Origin of the sequence: Pseudomonas sp. PNPG3 (genome assembly GCF_023093815.1) — a bacterium.
Lineage (GTDB): Bacteria > Pseudomonadota > Gammaproteobacteria > Pseudomonadales > Pseudomonadaceae > Aquipseudomonas > Aquipseudomonas asiatica.
In genome coordinates, this window is sequence record NZ_JALLKV010000037.1 from 38,972 (window position 1) to 60,129 (window position 21,158).

The following is a 21,158-nucleotide window of genomic DNA, read 5'->3' on the forward strand; positions in this document are numbered from 1 at the left end:
GCAAAATGACTAAAGCCAAGCCCGAACAGGCCGATAACCGGTTATCCCCTGTTCGCCACGAAGGTCACCATGGCCACGCAAAATGCCCGCGCGGACTCGCTGTCCCTGCTGCTGTTCACCCTGCGCAGCGGCAAGTTGATGGCAATCAACCTGCTCAAGGTCAGCGAGATAATCCCCTGCCCACCGTTGACCAAGCTGCCCGAATCGCACCCCCACGTGAAGGGCGTGGCAACCCTGCGCGGCAATTCGCTGTCAGTCATCGACCTGTCCCGCGCCATCGGCGAACGGCCGCTGGCCGACCCTGACGGCGGCTGCCTGATCGTCACCGAGATCAGCCGCTCGCGCCAGGGCCTGCATGTGCAGGCGGTCAGCCGCATCGTGCATTGCCTGAGCACCGACATCAAACCACCCCCTTATGGCTCCGGCAGCCGCTCGTTCATCACCGGCGTGACCCGGGTCGACAACACTCTGGTGCAGGTGCTGGACATCGAAAAAGTCATCCACGCCATCGCCCCGCCGGTGCCCGAACCGCATCACGGCACCCTGAGCGAGGAAGACGCCAGCCTGCTGGCTGCCGCCAATATCCTGGTGGTGGACGACAGCCAGGTAGCCCTGCAACAGTCGGTGCACACCCTGCGCAACCTCGGCGTCGAATGCCATACCGCGCGCAGCGCCAAGGACGCCATCAACGTGTTGCTGGAGCTGCAGGGCACCGCGCAAGAAATCAACGTGATCGTCTCAGACATCGAAATGAGCGAAATGGACGGCTACGCTTTCACACGCACCCTGCGCGAAACCCCCGACTTCCAGCACCTGTACATACTGCTGCACACCTCGCTGGACAGCGCAATGAGCAGTGAAAAGGCGACCCAGGCCGGGGCCAATGCCATCCTCACCAAGTTTTCCTCGCCAGAGCTGACCGATTGTCTGGTGGTGGCGGCGCGCGCCGTGGTGTTCGCCGAGCGCTGATATATTCGGAGACAAACTCCCCGGCTTGCCGTCGGGGTCGAGTCAGGCATAATTCGCGCCCCTCGCAAGTAACTTGCCGGAACCCGTATGAAGTTTTTCAGCTCTATCCTGATCAGTTTCGCCCTCTTCAGCGGTATCGCCCAGGCCTCCAGCAGCCAGGCCTGGAACGAGCAGCGCCAGCAGATGCTCAAGGCTTGCCTGGCCGCCAGCCAGTTCAAGGATGCTCACGCCCGCAGCAAGCCCGCCGAGTTCGATGATCAGGTCGGCATGAGCGCCCTGCTGATCGAAGGCGTCTACCCCCAGAAGCACATGCAGCAGCGCACCGGCACCGAGCTTTGCTTGTACGACCGCCAGCACCAGCGCGCCTTCGTCAGCGAGTGGAGCCCGGAAGCCAAGTGACCGACAGCCTGCGTTTCGCCTGTACCGGCTGCGGCAAGTGCTGTACCGGCCACCACGTGCCCTTGACCCTGGCCGAAGCGCGCCGCTGGGCGGACAACGACGGCCAGGTGGTGGTGCTGATCGAAGCCTTCGTTGCGGACGGCCCTGGCATGCCAGTAGAACAGCGTGATCATGTGCTGCGTCGTTCCCATCCCGTGCCCTGCGGCGACAGCGAAGTACGCGTCTCGGTGACCTTTGCCGCGTTCAACCCCGGGCGCTGCCGCAACCTCGACGACAACGACCTGTGCACCATCTACGACCAGCGCCCGCTGGTCTGTCGCATCTACCCGGTGGAAATCAACCCACATATACCGCTGCGCCCGGGCAGCAAGGACTGCCCGCCGGAAGCCTGGCAACAGGGGCCGGAGCTGATTCACGGCAGGCAACTGGTCGATGCCGGGCTGGAGGCGCTGGTGCAGGCCTCGCGCCAGGCCGACCGCGATGACATCGCCGCCAAGGTGGCGGTGTGCCAGGCGCTGGGCATGACCACCAGTGCGCTCAAGGGCAACGGATTTACTGCCTACCTGCCTGACATGGGGGCCTTCCGCGCGGGTCTGGAGCAGATACCGGAGGCTGGCCTGGCACAGTGGGCCCTGCACGTGGAGGACGCGGCGCTGGTGGCGAGCTTGCAGGAACATGGTTTGCGCACCACCAGCGAGCCCCCGGTGTATTACGCCTTCATCAGCTTCTAGCTATGCCTTGGCGGGGGCAACTGTCCTGTTCCAGATCTATGAACCGGCGCCATCCCTGTGGGAGCGGCTTTAGCCGCGAACACCGGCGGAGCCGGTGCCATGTACCGCGCTGGATTCTTCGCGGGTAAACCCGCTCCCACAGGGAACGCGGATCGCCCAGCTGATCAGTTCTCTGCGCGACAGCGCAGCGCAAAAGGCGAACGATCTCCTGCGGCGCAGGCGAAACTGACAGCACTGTCAGCCGGCGGTCACGCTGCCGACCCGGTTCGGGGGCTATAAGATTGAATACAGCCCACTTCCCTCCCCTATGGCCAAGGTGCCCGCACCGATGCGACGTCCGTCCCGCCCTGTCATCCTCGCCGCCCTGGCGCTCCTGGTCCTGGCGGTAGCGGGCCTCTGGTTCGGCCAGCGCCAGCCAGTACCTGCCACCCGCGCGCAAACCGCCATCCCGGTGCGCGTGGTCAGCGTCGTCCAGCAGAACGTGCCGCGCTATGCCAGCGCCATCGGCTCGGTGCTGTCGCTGCACAGCGTCGAGGTGCGCCCGCAAGTGGAGGGGGTACTGACCCAGGTGCTGGTCAAGGAAGGCCAGTGGGTGAAGGAAGGCGACCTGCTGGCCACCCTCGACGACCGCGCCATCCGCGCCAACCTCGACCAGGCCCGTGCCGAACTTGGCCAGAGCCAGGCGCAGATCCAGGTAGCCAACGTCGACCTGCAGCGCTACCGCCTGCTGAGTAGCGACAACGGCGTGTCGAAGCAGACCCTCGACCAGCAGCAGGCCCTGGTCAACCGCCTGCAAGCCACGGTCAAGGGCAACCAGGCGGCCATCGCCAATGCCGAGGTGCAGCTGTCGTACACGCAGATCCGCTCGCCAGTGACCGGCCGGGTGGGTATTCGCAACGTCGACCCCGGCAACCTGGTGCGCACCAGCGATACCCGCAGCCTGTTCAGCGTCACCCAGATCGATCCGATCGCCGTCGAATTCGCCCTGCCGCAGCAAATGCTGCCAACCCTGCAAAGCCTGCTGAAGGCGCCCACCCCGGCACTGGTGCAGGCCTACATGGATGCCGACGGCGAACGCAGCCTGCTCGGTGAAGGCCACCTGGCACTGATCGACAACCAGATCTCCGCCACCACCGGCACCGTGCGGGTAAAAGCCGAGTTCGACAACAAGGACGGCCGCCTGTGGCCGGGCCAGCTGGTCACCATCCGCCTGCGCACCGCCGTGGAAGAAAACGCCCTGGTAGTGCCGCCTCCGGTGGTACAGCGCGGCGTCGACGGGCACTTCGTCTACCGCCTGGACGGTGACAAGGTCACCAGCGTGCCAGTCAAGGTGCTGTACCAGGACAGTGGGCTCAACATCATTGCCGGGGTCAAGCCGGGCGAGCGCCTGGTGCTCGATGGCCAGTCGCGGCTCAAGCCAGGTTCGCGGGTCGAGGTGGCTCCCGATGCCCCCGCGCCGTCGGAAATGGCCGACCGGCGGAGCCAGCCATGAACACGCGCAACGGTGTTTCGGCCTGGTGCATCGACCACCCCATCGCCACCCTGCTGCTGACCTTCGCCCTTGTGCTGCTGGGGGCCATCGCCTTCCCGCGCCTCCCGGTGGCACCACTGCCGGAAGCCGACTTCCCGACCATCCAGGTCACCGCCCAGCTGCCCGGCGCCAGCCCGGAAACCATGGCCTCGTCGGTGGCCACGCCGCTGGAAGTGCAGTTCAGCGCCATCCCCGGCATGACCCAGATGACCAGCAGCAGCGCACTGGGCTCGACCAACCTGATCCTGCAGTTCACGCTCGACAAGAACATCGACACCGCCGCCCAGGAAGTGCAGGCGGCCATCAACACCGCCACCGCGCGCCTGCCGCAAGACCTGCCCAACCCGCCGACCTGGCGCAAGGTCAACCCGGCCGACAGCCCGGTGCTGGTGCTGACGGTAAGCTCCAGCCAGATGCCTGGCAACGACCTCAGCGATTACGCCGAAACCCTGCTCGCGCGCCAGCTGAGCCAGATCGACGGGGTCGGCCTGATCAACATCACCGGGCAACTGCGCCCGGCGATCCGCGTGCAGGCGCAACCCGAGAAACTGGCCGCCATCGGCCTGACACTGGCCGACTTGCGCCAGGCCATCCAGCAGACCAGCCTGAACCTGGCCAAGGGGGCTCTGTACGGCGAGCACAGCGTTTCGACCATCGCCGCCAACGACCAGTTGTTCCATCCCGACGACTACGCCCAGCTGATCGTCTCCTACCGTGACGGTGCACCAGTGCACCTGAGGGACGTGGCAAAGGTGATCAATGGCGCCGAGAACGCCTACGTCAAAGCCTGGTCCGGCGACCAGCCCGGGTTGAATCTGGTGATTTTCCGCCAGCCTGGCGCCAACATCGTCGATACCGTGGACCGGGTACTGGCTGCCCTGCCCAAGCTGCAGGAGATGCTGCCAGCCTCGGTCGAAGTGTCGGTGCTGCAGGACCGCACCCAGACCATCCGTGCCTCGCTGCATGAAGTGGAGCTGACCCTGATGATCGCCGTGGCCTTGGTGATCGGGGTGATGGCGCTGTTCCTGCGCCAGTGGTCGGCGACCATGGTGGTGTCCAGCGTGCTCGGCGTATCGCTGATCGCCAGTTGCGCGCTGATGTACATCTTCGGCTTCAGCCTGAACAACCTGACCCTGGTGGCCATCGTCATCTCGGTGGGCTTCGTGGTCGACGATGCCATCGTCGTGGTGGAGAACATCCACCGTCACCTGGAGGCCGGCGACGACAGCCGCACGGCAGCGCTCAAGGGCGCCGGGGAAATAGGCTTCACCGTGGTGTCGATCAGTTTCTCGCTGATCGCTGCGTTCATCCCGCTGCTGTTCATGGGCGGCGTGGTCGGCCGGCTGTTCAAGGAGTTCGCCCTGACCGCCACCGCCACCATCCTGATTTCGGTGGTGGTTTCGCTGACCCTTGCGCCAACCCTGTGCGCACTGTTCATGCGCCGCCCGCCCGGAGAGCACAGGGGCGGCTTCGGCGAGCGGCTGGTCAGGTGGTACGAAAAGGGCCTGGACCGCGCCCTCGCCCACCAGCGTCTGACCCTCGGCGTGTTCGGCCTGACCCTGGCCCTGGCGGTGGCCGGTTACGTGGGCATCCCAAAGGGCTTTTTCCCGCTGCAGGACACCGGCTTCATCCTCGGCACCAGCGAGGCGGCGGCGGATGTGTCGTACCCGTCGATGATCGAGAAGCACCAGGCGCTGGCCAAAATCATCGAGGCCGACCCGGCGGTGCGCGCGTTCTCCCACTCGGTGGGCGTCACCGGCAGCAACCAGACCATCGCCAACGGCCGTTTCTGGATCGCCCTCAAGCCGCGTGGCGAACGCGAAGTGTCGGCCAGCGAACTGATCGACCGGCTGCGACCCAAGCTGGCCCAGGTACCAGGCATCGTCCTGTACATGCGTGCCGGCCAGGACATCAACCTAAGCTCCGGCCCGTCGCGTACCCAGTACCAGTATGTGCTCAAGAGCAACGACGGCATGGCGCTGAACCTGTGGACCCAGCGCCTGACCGAGCGCCTGCGGGAAAACCCGGCGTTCCGCGACCTGTCCAACGACCTGCAACTGGGCGCCAGCGTCACCCGCATCGATATCGACCGCCAGGCCGCGGCACGTTTCGGCCTGACCACCACCGACGTCGACCAGGCATTGTACGACGCCTTCGGCCAGCGGCAGATCAGTGAATTCCAGACCGAGACCAACCAGTACAAGGTGATCCTCGAACTGGATGCCCGCCAGCGCGGCAAGGCCGAAAGCCTCAACTACTTCTACCTGCGCTCGCCGCTGACCAACGAGATGGTGCCGCTGTCGGCAGTAGCCCATGTAGCGCCGCCCAGCACCGGGCCGCTGTCGATCAGCCACGATGGCCTGTTCCCGGCAGCCAACCTGTCGTTCAACCTGGCCCCAAGCGTGGCCCTGGGCGATGCGGTGACCATCCTCGAGCGCACCCAGCGCGAGCTCGGCATGCCCGACTCCATCAGCGGCAACTTCCAGGGCGCGGCCCAGGCCTTCCAAAGTTCGCTGTCGAGCCAGCCGTGGCTGATCCTGGCTGCGCTGGTGGCGGTGTACATCATCCTCGGCGTGCTGTACGAAAGCTTCGTCCACCCGCTGACGATCATCTCCACCCTGCCCTCGGCCGGCCTCGGCGCGCTGATCCTGTTGTGGGCCTTGGGCCAGGACTTCAGCATCATGGGGCTGATCGGCGTGGTGCTTCTGATCGGTATCGTCAAGAAAAACGGCATCCTGCTGATCGACTTCGCCCTGGAGGCCCAACGCCGCCAGGGCTTGACCCCGAAGCAGGCGATCCATCAGGCCTGCCTGACGCGCTTCCGGCCGATCATCATGACCACCCTGGCCGCCTTGCTCGGCGCGGTGCCGCTGATGTTCGGCTTCGGCACCGGCTCCGAACTGCGCCAGCCACTGGGCATCGCCGTGGTTGGTGGCCTGCTGGTGAGCCAGGCGCTGACGCTGTTCACCACCCCGGTCATATACTTGGCCCTGGAGCGCCTGTTCCACCGCCGCCAGGCCGCCCGTGCGGCGGCGCCCAGTGCCAGTTAGGACAAGACCATGCGTGTGCTGATCATCGAAGACGAAGAAAAAACCGCCGACTACCTGCATCGCGGCCTCAGCGAGCAGGGGTTTACCGTGGACCTGGCGCGGGACGGCATCGAGGGCCTGCACCTGGCCCTGGAAGGTGACTACGCGGTGATCGTGCTGGACGTGATGCTGCCGGGCATGGACGGCTATGGCGTGCTGCGCGCCCTGCGCGCGCGCAAGCAGACGCCGGTCATCATGCTGACCGCCCGTGAACGGGTCGAAGACCGTATCCATGGCCTGCGCGAGGGCGCCGACGATTACTTGGGCAAGCCGTTTTCCTTCCTCGAACTGGTCGCCCGCCTGCAAGCCCTGACACGCCGTAGCAGCAACCATGAACCGCTGCAGGTGCAGGTGGGTGACCTGTGGATCGACCTGATTGCGCGCAAGGCCACGCGCGCCGGCCAACGCCTTGAGCTGACGGCCAAGGAGTTCTCGCTGCTCAGCGTGCTGGCCCGCCGGCAGGGCGAAATTCTGTCAAAGACAGCGATTGCAGAGCTGGTCTGGGACATCAATTTCGACAGCGACGCCAACGTCGTCGAAGTGGCGATCAAGCGCCTGCGCGCCAAGCTCGACGGGCCTTTCGACAACAAGTTGCTGCACACCATCCGAGGCATGGGCTATGTCCTGGAAAACCGTGCGGGGTAATTCCATCGCGCTGCGCCTGTCGGCGCTGTTCATCCTGGTGGCGCTGGGCGTGTTCCTGCTGATCGGTTCGGCGCTGTACCGCCAGGTAGACCGCAGCCTCGACCTGCTGCCGCAAGCCGAGCTGGACGCGCGCTTCAGCGTGCTCGAGTCCACCCTCAACCGCTTCGGCACACCGGAGCACTGGGTCAAGATCAACAACAAGCTCGACCTGCTCAGTGAAGAGGACAAGCGCATTCGCTTCTGGGTGGTCAGTAGCAACCAGGCCTACGAATACGGCCACCCCAGCGAGCTGGTCCGCGCCTTCGCCGAAGGCGCGCAGGGCATGCGTGACCTGCGTCTGCCCGACCGGCCCTACCCTTACAAGGTGCTGGTCAGCGAACTGCCGGCCCTGGGCGAGCGGCCGCCGCTGCGCTTTCTGATCGGCATCGACACCGAAACATTCTGGCAGGCGCAGCACAGCCTGCTGGTAGCGATTGTCGGGCTGGCGGTGCTCGGCGTGCTGCTGGCCTCGCTACTGGGCTACTGGGTGGCGCGTATCGGCCTGCGCCCGCTGCTGGCATTGTCCGTTGAGGCCCAGGCCCTGGCCCCTCCGCGCCTGGACGGGCGCCTGCAGACCCACGCCCTGGCCCCGGAACTGGCGCAGTTCGCCGGCGCCTTCAATGCTGCGCTCGACCGGGTAAGCCAGGCCTACTCGCGGCTGGAGGCGTTCAATGCCGACGTCGCCCACGAACTGCGCTCGCCGCTGACCAACCTGATCGGCCAGACCCAGGTTGCACTGACCCGAGGGCGCAGTGCCGAGCATTACTTCGAAGTGCTGCAATCGAACCTTGAGGAGCTGGAGCGCCTGCGCAGCATCATCAACGACATGCTGTTCCTGGCCAGTGCCGACCAGGGCAGCAAGGCCACTGCCCTGACCCAGGCCTCGCTGGCCCAGGAAGTGGCGACCACCCTCGACTACCTGGACTACATTCTCGAAGATGCACAAGTCAGCGTGAGTGTGAGCGGTGACGCCCAGGCGCCCATCGAAAAGGCCCAACTGCGCCGGGCGCTGATCAACCTGCTGAACAACGCCGTGCAGCACACCGCACCGCACCAGGTGATCGAGGTGCAGATCGCTGCCGGGCCGGAGCAGGTCAGTATCGCCGTGAGCAACCCGGGGCCGGCGATCGACGATGAGCACCTGCCGTTGTTGTTCGAACGCTTCTACCGGGTGGATGCGGCACGTAGCAATAGTGGTGGGGGTAACCATGGGTTGGGGTTGGCGATCGTCAAGGCGATTGCGCTGATGCATGGTGGGGAGGTGTTCGTGCGTAGTGCCGCTGGGGCCAATACCTTTGGTATCAGGCTGCCCACCCATGCCTGACAGGAGGCCACTCCTACAAAAGTAAAGACCGCGTAGGCCCTCTAGCATACGGGTTTGCGGCGAAAGTCCAATTGCTTTTACTGCGATAGTTACCTTTTGCGCAACAGTGCTTATCGCTCTTCGCTCTGTTTCAAGTGCATTGAAAGGACTAACTTTACCCCCGTCCTCATTAGCACTTGCATCGCAAGAAGGTAGTTTCAAATGTCCAACAGTATGGGTATTGCCAGCGTCTTCGTCCTGTCTTCCCTGTTGTTGTCGCCCCTGGCCATGGCTGAAGAATCCAAGGCTTTCGTCACCCGTAATGCTGAGTTCGCCGCAGTCCACCAAGAGGCCCGCGAAGCCGTAGCCGCACAGCAGTTAGACACCGCAAAAGACGCTAACCAGACAGCTTCCAAGGTTTCTGTCGATGCCAATGCCGACAGCTGATCAAGTGCTGTCGCTGCTCCCGTTTTCCCTTGGCTACGCCATGGGCACTACCAGTGCCGATATGTTAGCCTTTTAAAGCCGCTGCCGATCAGCGGCTTTTTTTATGTGCTTCAACTATCAGCCAAGCTGTAACGTTCACCTATAAAAAAGACGCACATTCGAAAATAAAAACTGCCCCACCGCCAGACCCAAGGAGCTAGTACCGGTGCCTTCCGCGTTTCGTTTTACCCCGCTGTTCATTGCGTTGACTGCAACGATCCCTTTCGCCGCCCAGGCAGATGAAGACAAGGCTGATGGCTTCATCGAAGGCTCGTCCTTAAACCTGCATTTCCGTAATGCCTACTTCAACCGCGACAACCACAACGCCGGCGTGCGCGACACCCGCGAGTGGGGCCAAGGTGCGGTTGCACGTTTCGAGTCGGGCTATACCCCGGGTATGGTCGGCTTTGGCCTGGACGCCCATGCCATGCTGGGCCTGAAGCTCGACGGGGGCGGCGGCCATGCTGGCACCAGCATCCTGCCGACCCACCAGAAGAACGAAGACGAACTGGGTGCTGCCCCGCACTCCTTCTCCACCGCCGGTGCCGCAGTCAAGCTCAAGGCGTTCGACACCGAGCTGAAAGCCGGTGACCTGTTCCTCACCAACCCGGTGATCGCTGGCGGCGAAACCCGCATGCTGCCGCAGACCTTCCGTGGTGTGAGCCTGACCAACACCAGCATCGACGGCCTGCTGCTCGAAGGCGGCCAGGTGAGCTTCACCAAGCCGTACAACCAGAGCGGCCACCGCCGCATCGACACCTACTACGGTTCGTTGGGCGAGCATGACAAAAGCAAGCACCTGAACTGGGCCGGCGCGTCGTGGAGTGGCACCCCGAACATCACTGCCAACCTGTATGCGGCCGAACTGAAGGACATCTGGAACCAGTACTACGCCGATTTCGACTACACCTATGTGGTCAACGACCTGGTCAGCCTGAACCCGGGCGTGCACTTCTATCACACTCAGGACACCGGCCAGGCACTGCTGGGCAAGATCGACAACAACACCTACAGCGTGCATTTCACCGTCAACGCCGGGTTCCACAGCGTCACCGCCGCCTACCAGCGGGTCAATGGCAACACGCCGTTCGACTACATCAACCTGGGCGACAGCGTCTATTTGGACAACTCGCGCATGTACTCGGACTTCAACGCACCGAACGAGCGCTCGTGGAAGCTGCAGTACAACTATGACTTCGCTGGTGTGGGCATCCCAGGCCTGAGTACGGTGCTGTCGTACTCGCGCGGTGAAGCCGACCTGACCAAGGCGGTCCAGGACACCACCCACTACGACTACTACCGTGCCGATGGCAAGAACGCCATGCACTGGGAGCGCGACGTGGACGTGAAGTACGTGTTCCAGGAGGGTGACCTGAAGGACCTGTCGGTGCTGGTGCGCTATGCCACCCACCGCGGCAGCCAGGGTTATGCGTCGATCGACAGCAACAGCGACAACGATGAACTGCGGGTGATCGTGGATTACCCGTTGAACGTGTTCTGATCCAGCCCCGGGTGCGAGGGCTTCGCCCTCGTTTCGCCGGCAAGCCAGCTCCCACCTTGACCGCATTGACCTCAAGCCTTGTGCGGTACTTGTGGGAACTGGCTTGCCGGCGATGGGCTGCGCAGCAGCCCCTGCGTGATTCCGTCGGACAAATCTTGTCCGACAATCCCCGCTTCCCTAGAATGTCGCCGCCGCGAATGGCCCTGCCCACGCAGTAGCGAGCATGACCTCCCGATCACCGCGTTTCGCACTCTACAGGTCACACCCCGAGCTGCTCCTCAACCTGGGCAGTTGCCTTGCCGTGCTCGCCATCGTGGCCATCGTCAGCTACCTGCTGGCGCGGGAGCGCGACAATATCGAGCTGTCGGCGATCCGCTCGTCCAACAATATTGTCCAGCTGATCGAAAGCGACATCCTGCGCAACGTCGAACTCTACGACCAGTCGCTGCAGGGCCTGATCTGGGCGGTCGGGCGCAAGGAGCTGCCGGAAATACCCGGCCCGGTGCGCCAACGCCTGCTATTCAATGAAGCCTTCGTCGACCGCAAGCGCGGTGACGTGCTATGGCTGGACAAGCAAGGCAACGTGGTGGGCGATTCCACCAGTAGCGTGCCACGCAAGGCCAACTTCAGCGGTACAGGGGTATTCCAGGCCCATCTGCACAACGCCAACCTCGGTCTGCTGGTCGGCCCGCCGTTCAAGGCCAGGCTCGGCGACCTGGACTGGTGCATCAGTTTCAGCCGGCGCATTTCCGGGCCCAATGGCGAGTTCGTCGGCCTGGCCGCGGGGGCACTGCGCCTGTCGTACTTCAGTGACCTGTTTCAGCGCCTGGACATCGGCGACGATAGCAGCATCAACCTGCTCAACACAGACGGCCAACTGTTGGCCCGCCAGCCCAGCCGCGCGCAAGACCCGGCGATTGGCAGCAATTATGCCGAACGGCCCAATTTCAAACGCATTCTCAGCGAGCAGAACGGCAGCTTTACCGCACGCTCCAGCCGCAACGGCACCCCGCGCATGTACACCTTTGCCCGGGTCGCTCAGTTGCCGTTGATCGTGCTGGTCGTGCGTTCGGCCGATGAAGTTTTCGAGTCGTGGCGCCGCACTGCGATCGTGGTCGGCGTCGCCACAGGGGTACTGTGTGTGGGTATCCTCTGGCTGACCCTGCTGCTGGGCCGCGAGTTGCGCCGCCGGCAAGAAGCCGAACAGGGTCTGGCCAACCTGGCCGCCACCGACAGCCTGACCGGCTTGCCCAACCGCCGCCACCTGGACCAGGTACTCCGTCAGGAATGGGCCCGCGCCCAGCGCAATCGCAAGTCATTGGCAGTGCTGATGGTGGATGTGGACCACTTCAAGGCATTCAACCAGCGCCACGGCCACGCCGGTGGCGACCATGCCTTGCGCGAAGTGGCCAGGACCATCGAGGCGTGCATCCGCCGCCCGGCCGATCTGGCGGCGCGCTATGGCGGTGAAGAATTCCAGGTGGTGTTGCCGGAAACTGACCTGGCCGGTGCGCAACTGCTGGCGGAGCGCATCCGCGCCAGCGTCGAGGCGCTGGCACCATTTGCCGACGATGCCCACTCTGTCACGGTGAGCATCGGCATCGGCCTGTCAGGCACCCAGCACGACCTGGCGGGGGTGCTGGGTGCTGCGGACGAAGCGCTCTACCGAGCCAAGGCCAAGGGCCGCAACCGGGTAGAGGGACCTGCGGACTAGCTGCGGGCGCGCGCGGCGTTGCGCAAGGCCCTGACCTGATCATGGTTACGCTGCACACCTTGCAGCTGTTTTTCCACCAAGGTGTAGGTCTGGTCGCTGGCGGTGCGGCCCAGCTTGACCAGTTTCTCGCGAGCTTCCTTGTAGGCCTTGAGGGCATGGTCCTCGCCCCGCTCCACCTCGTTCAGCACCGCTTCCTCATCCTTGCCGGTGACCATCGCCTTGAGGTTTACCCAACCCCGATGCAGGTCACCGCTGATGCTGGTAGAGGTTTCCGGGTCGCCCCCCAGGCGACGCACCTCGCTCTGCAGTTCGCCGGCCGCATTGGCGCACTCACCGGCACGCTGAACGAAGAACGCTTTAAGTTCGGGGTTCTTCACATCATCGGCAGAGGCCTTGAAACCTTTCTCACCATCCTTGCTGTACTCGATCAGGTCGTTGAGCACGTCGATCACGTCTTTGTTGGGATTGCTCATGGCACAAACTCCTTGGCAGGTGATAGTCATCTGTATGGGAGCAGCGTTCGTGCCAAGCGAGGATTATCTACAAATTCCTTAACAATCAATAAGATAGAAACACAAGGTCTGAGTTTGATCACGGCGTTCTGCATGATTGCCGCTTGGGCCTTCGTGCAGATTGCAGTATGGTCGGCGCTTTTCAACAGCCAGGTGCGCCGATGATGAAGCCGGAAACCCTCGAACTGCTGGTCACCCGCACCATGCCGTTTGGCAAGTACCAGGGACGAATCATTGCCGACCTGCCAGGGGATTACCTGGCCTGGTTTGCGCGCAAGGGTTTCCCGTCGGGGGAATTGGGTGGCTTGCTGGCGCTGATGCACGAGATCGATCACAACGGGCTGGGCGATCTGCTTGTGCCGTTGCGGCAGAAGCACGGGCGTTGACCTGTTCCGGCCTCTTCGCGGGTGAACCCGCTCCCACAGAGACCGCGCCGGACCTGATGCCTGTGCAGTCCTGTGGGAGCGGGTTCACCCGCGAAGAGGCCAGTAAGGCCCGCTAAAATCTCTAACCCTTCACCGGCGCTACCGCCAACTCCACCCGCTCACTCTTCTTGATCACCGCATACACCACCGCCGTCAGCAGGCTGCCCGCCACGATCGCCAACAAGTACAGCAGCGCATGGTTGATCGCATTGGGGATCAGCAGCACGAACAGGCCGCCATGCGGCGCCATCAGCTTGCAGCCGAAGTACATCGACAATGCCCCGGTCAATGCCCCACCGGCCACGCTGGCCGGGATTACCCGCAGCGGGTCCTTGGCGGCAAACGGGATCGCCCCTTCGGAGATGAAGCACAGCCCCAGCGCCAACGCCGCCTTGCCCGCTTCACGCTCGCTCTGGGCAAACTTGCGTCGGGCCAGGAAGCTGGCGATACCCAGGCCAATCGGCGGCACCATGCCGGCGGCCATGGTCGCCGCCATCGGTGCATAGCTCGATGAAGCCAACAGCCCCACCGAGAAGGCATAGGCGGCCTTGTTGATCGGCCCTCCCAGGTCGACGCACATCATGCCGCCCAGCAACAGACCCAACAGGATGGCATTGGTGGTGCCCATGCTGTCGAGAAATTGCGTGAGCCCTTCCAGCATCGCCGCCACTGGCTGGCCAACCACGTAGATCATCACCAGGCCGGTGAACAGGCTGGCCAGCAGCGGGATGATCAGGATCGGCTTCAGTGCCTCCAGGCTGCTGGGCAAGCGCGCCCAGCGGGCAATGGCCTTGGCGCTGTAGCCAGCGAGGAAGCCGGCGACGATACCCCCGATGAAACCGGCGCCCAGAGTGCTGGCCAGCAGGCCGCCGATCATGCCGGGCGCCAGCCCCGGGCGGTCGGCGATGGACCAGGCGATGTAACCCGCCAGCAGCGGCACCATCAACTTGAACGCAGCCTCGCCGCCGATCTGCATCAACGCCGCCGGCAAGGTGCCCGCTTCTTTGTAAGCCTCGATACCGAATACGAACGACAGGGCAATCAGCAGGCCGCCAGCCACCACCATCGGCAGCATGAACGACACGCCGGTGAGCAGGTGCTTGTATACCCCGCTCTTCTCGCCCTTGGCTGGCGTGCTCGCCGCTGCGGCATCGCCGCTGTTTTCCACCTTGGCATCAGCCAGGGCCTTGTCGAGGGTCGCGCGGGCTTGCTTGAGGGCGATACCGGTGCCGCAACGGTAAATGCGCTTGCCAGCGAAACGCGCGGTGGGCACTTCGATGTCGGCGGCCAGCAGCACTACATCCGCTGCAGCGATGGCTTCGGCAGACAAGGGGTTGCGCGCACCGACCGAGCCCTGGGTCTCGACGGTGAGCTCGTAGCCCAGTTGCTGCGCAGCCTGCTGCAAGGCTTCCGCGGCCATGAATGTATGCGCGACGCCAGTCGGGCAAGCCGTGACGGCGACGATGCGTGCGCCAGCGCTGCCAGTTTCAGCCGGAAGGCCTGGCACCGTGGCCAGCAGATGGGCGCTGGAAGCCGCCTCATCGAGGAAGCCTTCGCGGTCGGCCAAAGCCTGGGATGGCGTGCTCTGGTACACGCGCTTGCCGACGAAACGCTCCAGGTCCACCGGGCCGGTGCTGACCACCAGCACCCAGTCGGCCTCGGCGATCTGCGTGGCGCTCAGTTGCCGCTCGGGGTGGCCGGCATCCTGCACTTCGACGCTGGTACTCCAGCCCCGCCGCTGGGCTGCGGCGGACAGCAAGCGCGCGCTCAGCACGCTCGACACCTGGCCGTTGGGGCAGGCAGTGACAATGGCAATATTCATCGGCAACCCTCTTTTTGTTCTGTCAGTTGCACGGCAGCTTCCAGACGCGCCAGTTGCTCGCGGTCACGGATGCCGAAACCAACCTGGGTAACAGCCTGTGCAGCGATGGCGGTGGCACGGGTCAAGGTCTGCGCCGGGGCTTCGCCCTGCAGCAGGCCGTGGACCATGCCGGCCACCAGCGAATCACCTGCACCCACTGTGCTGGCAACCTGCACCTTGGGCGGGCAAGCATGTACGGCATGGCCGCGGGTGAACCAGCTGACGCCCTGCTCTCCCGCCGACACCACCACGTGTTCGACGCCACTGGCCAGCAGGCGCTCGGCAGCAGCGCGCTGCTGCGCCGGGTTATCCACAGCCAGGCCGAGCACCTCGCCCAACTCTTCGGTATTGGGCTTGACCAGCCAGGGCGAGCTCTGCAGGCCGGCACGCAGGGCTTCACCGCTGCTGTCCAGAGCCACCTTCAGGCCTTGCGTCTTGAGCTGTTCGAGCAACTGTCGGAACCAGTCGGCGCTGATCCCACGCGGCAGGCTACCAGCCACCACCACCGCATCGTGGCCCGGGGCAACCTGCGCCAGGCAGCGCAGCAATGCACTGCGCGCCGCTTCGTCGACTTCCGGGCCTTGGCCGTTGATGTCGGTGACACGGCCATCGGCTTCGACCAGCTTGATATTACTGCGGGTTTCGCCCGGCACGCGGACAAAGCAGTCGACGAAGCCGCGCCAGTCGATCAGCGCCTCGAAAGGCTGCAGGTTGTCACGCCCGAGGAAGCCGCCAACAGTGACGGTGTGGCCCAGGTCGGCCAGTACCTGGGCAACGTTCAGCCCCTTGCCTGCGGCGTGGCTGTGCTGCTCCTGGCTGCGATTGACCTGCCCTGGGCGCAGGGTACCCAGGCCGATGGTGATATCCAGCGCAGGGTTCAGGGTGAGGGTGAGGATCTTGGCCATTCAGTAACGCTCCACCAGCGCGCGAACCGCTGCGGCGCTGTCCTGTTGCAGGGCCTCGCGCGCCAGGGCGCGGGCCGTCTGGTGATCGGCCTGGCGAACCAGGGCCTTGACTTCGGCAATGCTGCGCGCGGCGACGCTGAGTTCGTCCACGTCCAGGCCCAGCAGCACGGGCACAGCCTGCGGGTCGGCCGCCAGCTCGCCGCACACGCCCACCCACTTGCCATGGGCATGGGCGGCGCGCACGGTCATGTCGATCAGGCTGAGCACCGCCGGGTGCAGGCCGTCGGCCTGGGCCGAGAGGCTGGGGTGACCACGGTCGATGGCCAAGGTGTACTGGGTCAGGTCGTTGGTGCCGATGCTGAAAAAGTCCACTTCGCGCGCCAGTTGTGGTGCCAACAGCGCTGCCGAGGGCACTTCGACCATGATACCCAGTTGCAGGTCGGCTACCGGGATCTCGGCGCGCAGGCGCTCGACCATGGCGCGCGCCTCGCGCCATTCATGCACCTGCCCGACCATCGGGAACATGATGCGCAGCGGGCGCTGGTCGGCAGCGCGCAGCAGGGCGCGCAACTGGTCTTCCATCACCTGCGGGCGCTGCAGGGTAAGGCGTACGCCGCGCACACCGAGGAACGGGTTTTCCTCGGCAGCGATCGGCCAGTACGGCAGCGGCTTGTCGCCACCGACATCGAGGGTGCGCACCACCAGCGGGCGCCCGTCGAGGCCATCGAGCACACGACGGTACTCGGCTTCCTGGGTCGCCACGTCCGGGGCCTGGGTGTGGGCCATGAAAATCAACTCGGTGCGCAGCAGGCCAACGCCTTCGGCGCCCTGCTCCACTACCTTGGCGATGCCGTTGCTCTCGCCGATGTTGGCAAACACCTCGACAGCGTGACCATCGCGAGTGACCGCCGGCTCGAAGCGGTTGGCCCAGGCGGCCTGCAAGCGTTGCTCGCGCAGGTCGCGCTCGGCCAGGGCCTTTTGCAGTTCATCCGCCGGCGGCGCCACGCTGACCACGCCACGCTGGCCATCGAGCAGCAACGGCGTGCCGCTGTCCAACAGCAGTATCGACGCCCCCGCGCCCACCACCGCCGGAATGCCCAAGGCACGGGCGACGATGGCACTGTGGGCGGTGGCGCCACCCTGGGCGGTGACGATACCGGCGACGCGGCTCGGGTCCAGCCGGGCGACATCGGACGGGCCGACTTCGGTCATTACCAGCACGTAGGGTTGCTCGGGTTCAGCCTGGGCCTGCACGCCACACAACTGCGCCAGCACGCGGCGGCCGATGTCACGCAGGTCGGCAGCACGTTCGGCGAGCAAGGCATCGTGCAGCGACTCCTGTTGACGCGCCGCCGCCTCGATCACTGCCATCCATGCTGCCGCGGCGCTTTCGCCCTGGCCCAGGCGCTGCTCGACATCATCGCTCAGGGCCGGGTCTGCGAGCATTTCCTGATGGGTGACGAAGATTTCGCCAATGGCCTTGTCGCTGCGCTGGACCAAAGCCTGCAGCTCGCCATTCACGGCCGCCACAGCTTCACGCAGCTTCTGCCGCTCCTGGGCGCAGGACTCACCGCGCAGGGGGTAGTCGAACTCACGCTCGACACACACATGGGCCGGGCCACTGGCAATGCCGGGCGCAGCACCCACGCCGTGGATACGGCTACCGGCTGCGGGCGCTTGCAGCACTTCGGCCGCTGCGCCAGCTACAACCTCAGCACTCTGCGGCAGTGGCTCCACCTCTTCACCCAGGCCTTGTTCGATGGCGGCCAGCAGCACAGGCAAGGCATCGGGGGCGATGCCGGGCTCAGCCACCAGCTCCAGTGTCTGGCCACGTCGGGCGCCGAGACTGAGCAGCTTGCTCAGGCTCTTTACGGACACCGCCGGCTGCGCGCTATCCGCCAGCCGCACACGGATTTCCCCCTCGAAACCTTTGGCCAGTTGCGCCAATACCTTTGCCGGGCGGGCATGCAAACCGTGCGGGTTGGCCAGCACCACGCGCGCACTGGGCCAGTCTGTCGGCGCCTCACCGCCTAGTACCTCCAGCACCGCGCGGCTGCTGGTAGCCTGGTAGAGCATCTGGCCGCGGCCTTCGATCAGCACTTCGCACAGGCGTTCGAGCAAGGCCTGGTGGGCTGCACCGAGGCTGGCCAGGCAGAACAGGCCGTTGAGCGGTTGGTCGCGGTAACGCAGCGGCTGCTGCGGGGTGATGAAGGCCAGCCCCGGCTGGCGCACCTGGCGCTCGCTGTGCAGCCACCACAGGCCCTCGCCCAGCGGCAGCGGTTCGGCCTGCTGCAGGACGGCGGCAAAACCGCTATCGACGCAGTCGGCACGCTGTAACAGACGGGCGCCGCGCCAGGCCAGCTCATCGAAGTCTTCGGCCGGCAGGTTCAGGCCGACCAACTGCGCATCCAGCGCCAGTTCCTGAGGCGCGCCCTGCAACAGCTTCAGCAACGCCTCCGCGGAACCGGCGCGGCGCAGAGCTTCGGCCAGGTCGGTCTCGCCCAGGGCGCGGGTCAGCAGTTGCAACAGGCGCAGGTGCTCATCGGAACGGGCGGCGATGCCGATAGCCAGATAGACCATCTGGCCATCGCCCCAGTCCACGCCCTCGGGAAACTGCAACAGGCGCACGCCGGTGGCGTACACCAGGTCACGGGTCTGCGGCGTGCCATGGGGGATGGCAATGCCCTGCCCAAGGAAGGTAGAGCCTTGTGCCTCTCGGGCCTGCAGCCCTTGCAGGTATCCCTCGGCGACCAGGCCGTCATCGACCAGCCGGTCGGCCAGCAGGCGCAATGCCTCGGCCTTGTCGGCGGCCTTCTGGCCCATGGCTATCTGCTCCTTGGCGAGCTCGAGCATGACCTTCTCCTTTTGCAGTTCCCGGTCGGGTACTGGAGTATTGTTGTGGAATTCACATGAACGGCCAGTTCAACAGCCTTGCACCGATGGCAGCCGAGGCAGAAAATTCGGCAGCTGAAACGATTAATCTGACCAGGCGGCCACGTTACTCGATAATCTGCCGATGAAAAAGCCCCATCCTGTCGGACAATTGCGACAATGGTCGTCTGCGCGTGGCGCCCTCGCCGGGTCAAACTACCCGGTCAGGGCTCACAGCCAGCCCCGGTAATAACAAGGAAAATTCGGTGAAACTCAGCGATATCGCCCGTCTGGCCGGTGTGTCCGTGACCACTGCCAGCTACGTCATCAATGGCAAGGCCGAACAGCAGCGCATCAGCAACAGCACTGTCGAGCGGGTACGCGCGGTGGTCGAGGCCCACGGCTTCACCCCCAACCCGCAGGCCGCTGGCCTGCGCAGCCGGCATACCCGCACTCTGGGCTTCATTCTCCCGGATCTGGAGAACCCCAGCTACGCCCGCATCGCCAAGCAGCTCGAACAAGGTGCCCGCGCCCGTGGCTACCAGTTGCTGATTGCCAGCAGCGACGACCAGCCCGACAGCGAGCGCCAGTTGCAACAGCTGTTTCGCGCCCGCCGTTGCGATGCACTGTTCGTCGCCAGCTGCCTGCCGCCAGAAGACGACAGCTACCGCGAGCTGCAGGACAAAGGCCTGCCGGTAATCGCCATCGACCGCCGCCTGGACCCTGCGCACTTCTGCTCGGTGATCAGTGACGACCGCGACGCCAGCCGCCAGCTGGCCGCCAGCTTGCTGAGCGTCGCCCCGCGCAGCATCGCCTTGATCGGCGCCCGCCCCGAGCTGTCGGTCAGTCAGGCACGTGCCGGTGGCTTCGACGAAGCCCTGCAAGGCTATGCCGGCGAGGTTCGCCGCTATCAGGGCGAAGCGTTCAGCCGAGAGTGCGGCCAGCGCCTGATGCAGCAACTGATCGATGACCTTGGCGGCCTGCCGGATGCCCTGGTGACAACCTCCTACGTGCTGCTGCAAGGGGTGTTCGACACCCTGCAGGCGCGCACTGCCGACTCACGCCAGCTGCAGCTGGGTACCTTTGGCGACAACCAGTTGCTCGACTTCCTGCCGCTGCCAGTCAATGCCATGGCCCAGCAGCATGGCTTGATTGCCGCCACCGCGCTGGAACTGGCACTGGCCGCGATCGAGGACAAACGCTACGAACCTGGCGTGCATGCCGTCGGTCGAACGTTCAAGCAACGCATTACAGCGGCCTGAACATGCGCCTGATCGACACCCACACCCACCTGGACTTCCCCGACTTCGACGCCGACCGCCAACAACTGCTGGCCAACGCGGTGTCGCGCGGGGTGGAGAGGATGGTGGTGCTGGGGGTGTACCAGGCGAATTTCCAGCGGGTGTGGGACCTCGCCTGTGCCGACCAGCGCCTGTTCGCCGCGCTCGGCCTGCACCCGATCTACCTTGACCAGCATCGCCCGGAGCACCTGGCGCAGCTGCGCGAGTGGCTGCAGCGCTTGCACGGCGACCCACGGCTTTGTGCCGTGGGCGAGTTTGGCCTGGATTATTACCTCGAAGACCTGGACAAGGCCCGCCAGCAGAAGCTGTTCGAAGCGCAACTACAGATGGCCTGCGACTTCGAACTGCCCGCACTGCTGCACGTGCGCCGCAGCCATGCCCAGGTGATCGCCACGCTCAAGCGCTACAAGCCGGCGCGGGCGGGGGTGATTCATGCGTTTGCCGGCAGTTACGAAGAGGCCCGCGAGTACATCAAGCTGGGCTTCCGGCTTGGGCTTGGCGGTGCGGGTACCTGGCCGCAGGCCCTACGGCTGCGCAAGACCCTGGCGCGGTTGCCGCTGGACAGCGTGGTGCTGGAGACCGATGCGCCGGACATGGCGCCGGTTATGTTCCCCGGGGTAAGGAACAGCCCGGAGCACCTGCCGGAAATTGCCGGGGTGCTGGCGCAGGTGATGGGGGTGGATGTCGCGGAACTGGCTCAAGCCAGCACCCGCAATGCTTGCGAGTTGTTTGGCTGGTAGCTGAAGTGCTGGCACCTGCGTGGGCCTCTTCGCGGGCTTGCCCGCTCCCACAGGGACCGCGCAAATCTTGAGACCGGCGCAGTACCTGTGGGAGATTCTATGGTTTTCAGCAAGCCAGTTTCGCGCCTTTAGTGAC

At 64.8% G+C, this 21,158-nt stretch carries 17 protein-coding genes; 13 read left to right on the forward strand and 4 right to left on the reverse strand.

Annotation, left to right across the window (positions count from 1 at the left end):
- Positions 1-69 precede the first annotated feature (69 nt).
- The 10 genes from MJ643_RS21120 to MJ643_RS21165 all read left to right on the forward strand — a co-directional run bounded on the left by MJ643_RS21120 (position 70) and on the right by MJ643_RS21165 (position 12,407).
- The gene (locus MJ643_RS21120; RefSeq protein WP_013970975.1) at positions 70-969 is read left to right on the forward strand and encodes a chemotaxis protein; all 900 of its coding nucleotides are present in this window, start codon (positions 70-72) and stop codon (positions 967-969) included.
- A gap of 87 nt (positions 970-1,056) precedes the next feature.
- Complete coding sequence (locus MJ643_RS21125; protein ID WP_013970974.1) at positions 1,057-1,368, forward strand: hypothetical protein; 312 nt, start codon at positions 1,057-1,059, stop codon at positions 1,366-1,368.
- Positions 1,365-2,099: a YkgJ family cysteine cluster protein gene (locus MJ643_RS21130; RefSeq protein WP_013970973.1), complete on the forward strand. Its 735-nt coding sequence runs from the start codon at positions 1,365-1,367 to the stop codon at positions 2,097-2,099. The genes MJ643_RS21125 and MJ643_RS21130 overlap by 4 nt, the downstream gene beginning before the upstream one ends.
- 328 nt (positions 2,100-2,427) lie before the next feature.
- Positions 2,428-3,591 carry an efflux RND transporter periplasmic adaptor subunit gene (locus MJ643_RS21135; protein WP_169774997.1) on the forward strand — a complete coding sequence of 388 codons (1,164 nt, stop codon included), beginning with the start codon at positions 2,428-2,430 and terminating at the stop codon, positions 3,589-3,591.
- Positions 3,588-6,680, forward strand: coding sequence for a multidrug efflux RND transporter permease subunit (locus MJ643_RS21140; protein ID WP_169774998.1), 3,093 nt, complete (start codon positions 3,588-3,590; stop codon positions 6,678-6,680). The genes MJ643_RS21135 and MJ643_RS21140 overlap by 4 nt, the downstream gene beginning before the upstream one ends.
- A 9-nt stretch (positions 6,681-6,689) precedes the next feature.
- Positions 6,690-7,364 (forward strand): heavy metal response regulator transcription factor, encoded by a 675-nt coding sequence (locus MJ643_RS21145; RefSeq protein ID WP_169774999.1) that lies wholly within the window; start codon positions 6,690-6,692, stop codon positions 7,362-7,364.
- Positions 7,339-8,727: a heavy metal sensor histidine kinase gene (locus MJ643_RS21150; protein ID WP_169775000.1), complete on the forward strand. Its 1,389-nt coding sequence runs from the start codon at positions 7,339-7,341 to the stop codon at positions 8,725-8,727. Before MJ643_RS21145 ends, MJ643_RS21150 begins: the two co-directional genes overlap by 26 nt.
- Before the next feature lie 201 nt (positions 8,728-8,928).
- The gene (locus tag MJ643_RS21155) at positions 8,929-9,153 is read left to right on the forward strand and encodes a hypothetical protein (protein ID WP_208209516.1); all 225 of its coding nucleotides are present in this window, start codon (positions 8,929-8,931) and stop codon (positions 9,151-9,153) included.
- Positions 9,154-9,358: 205 nt separating this feature from the next.
- Positions 9,359-10,693 (forward strand): OprD family porin, encoded by a 1,335-nt coding sequence (locus tag MJ643_RS21160; protein WP_169775001.1) that lies wholly within the window; start codon positions 9,359-9,361, stop codon positions 10,691-10,693.
- Positions 10,694-10,916: 223 nt separating this feature from the next.
- Positions 10,917-12,407: a sensor domain-containing diguanylate cyclase gene (locus tag MJ643_RS21165; protein WP_208209517.1), complete on the forward strand. Its 1,491-nt coding sequence runs from the start codon at positions 10,917-10,919 to the stop codon at positions 12,405-12,407.
- Here the strand turns inward: MJ643_RS21165 and MJ643_RS21170 are convergent.
- Positions 12,404-12,880: a PA2169 family four-helix-bundle protein gene (locus tag MJ643_RS21170; RefSeq protein WP_013970965.1), complete on the reverse strand. Its 477-nt coding sequence runs from the start codon at positions 12,878-12,880 to the stop codon at positions 12,404-12,406. The two genes, MJ643_RS21165 and MJ643_RS21170, sit on opposite strands and share 4 nt — an antisense overlap.
- Positions 12,881-13,083: 203 nt before the next feature.
- Here MJ643_RS21170 and MJ643_RS21175 point away from each other — a divergent pair, with 203 nt between their 5' ends.
- The gene (locus MJ643_RS21175) at positions 13,084-13,305 is read left to right on the forward strand and encodes a DUF3820 family protein (RefSeq protein WP_024086284.1); all 222 of its coding nucleotides are present in this window, start codon (positions 13,084-13,086) and stop codon (positions 13,303-13,305) included.
- A 121-nt stretch (positions 13,306-13,426) separates the two neighbouring features.
- Here MJ643_RS21175 and MJ643_RS21180 read toward each other — a convergent pair whose 3' ends face one another.
- Genes MJ643_RS21180 through ptsP form a run of 3 tightly spaced genes read right to left on the reverse strand, consistent with a single transcriptional unit; the run spans position 13,427 to position 18,963 of the window.
- Complete coding sequence (locus tag MJ643_RS21180) at positions 13,427-15,166, reverse strand: PTS fructose-like transporter subunit IIB (protein WP_013970963.1); 1,740 nt, start codon at positions 15,164-15,166, stop codon at positions 13,427-13,429.
- Positions 15,163-16,110 (reverse strand): 1-phosphofructokinase, encoded by a 948-nt coding sequence (gene pfkB, locus MJ643_RS21185; RefSeq protein ID WP_024086283.1) that lies wholly within the window; start codon positions 16,108-16,110, stop codon positions 15,163-15,165. The genes MJ643_RS21180 and pfkB overlap by 4 nt, the downstream gene beginning before the upstream one ends.
- Entirely contained in the window at positions 16,111-18,963 is a 2,853-nt protein-coding gene (gene ptsP, locus MJ643_RS21190; protein ID WP_024086282.1) for a phosphoenolpyruvate--protein phosphotransferase, read from the reverse strand.
- 284 nt (positions 18,964-19,247) lie between these two features.
- On the opposite strand from ptsP, the gene cra reads away from it, so the two are divergent.
- Positions 19,248-20,243 carry a catabolite repressor/activator gene (gene cra / locus MJ643_RS21195; protein WP_013970960.1) on the forward strand — a complete coding sequence of 332 codons (996 nt, stop codon included), beginning with the start codon at positions 19,248-19,250 and terminating at the stop codon, positions 20,241-20,243.
- A 2-nt stretch (positions 20,244-20,245) separates the two neighbouring features.
- A complete protein-coding gene (locus tag MJ643_RS21200; protein WP_013970959.1) occupies positions 20,246-21,022 on the forward strand; it encodes a TatD family hydrolase in 777 nt (258 codons plus the stop codon).
- The last annotated feature ends 136 nt before the right edge of the window (positions 21,023-21,158 follow it).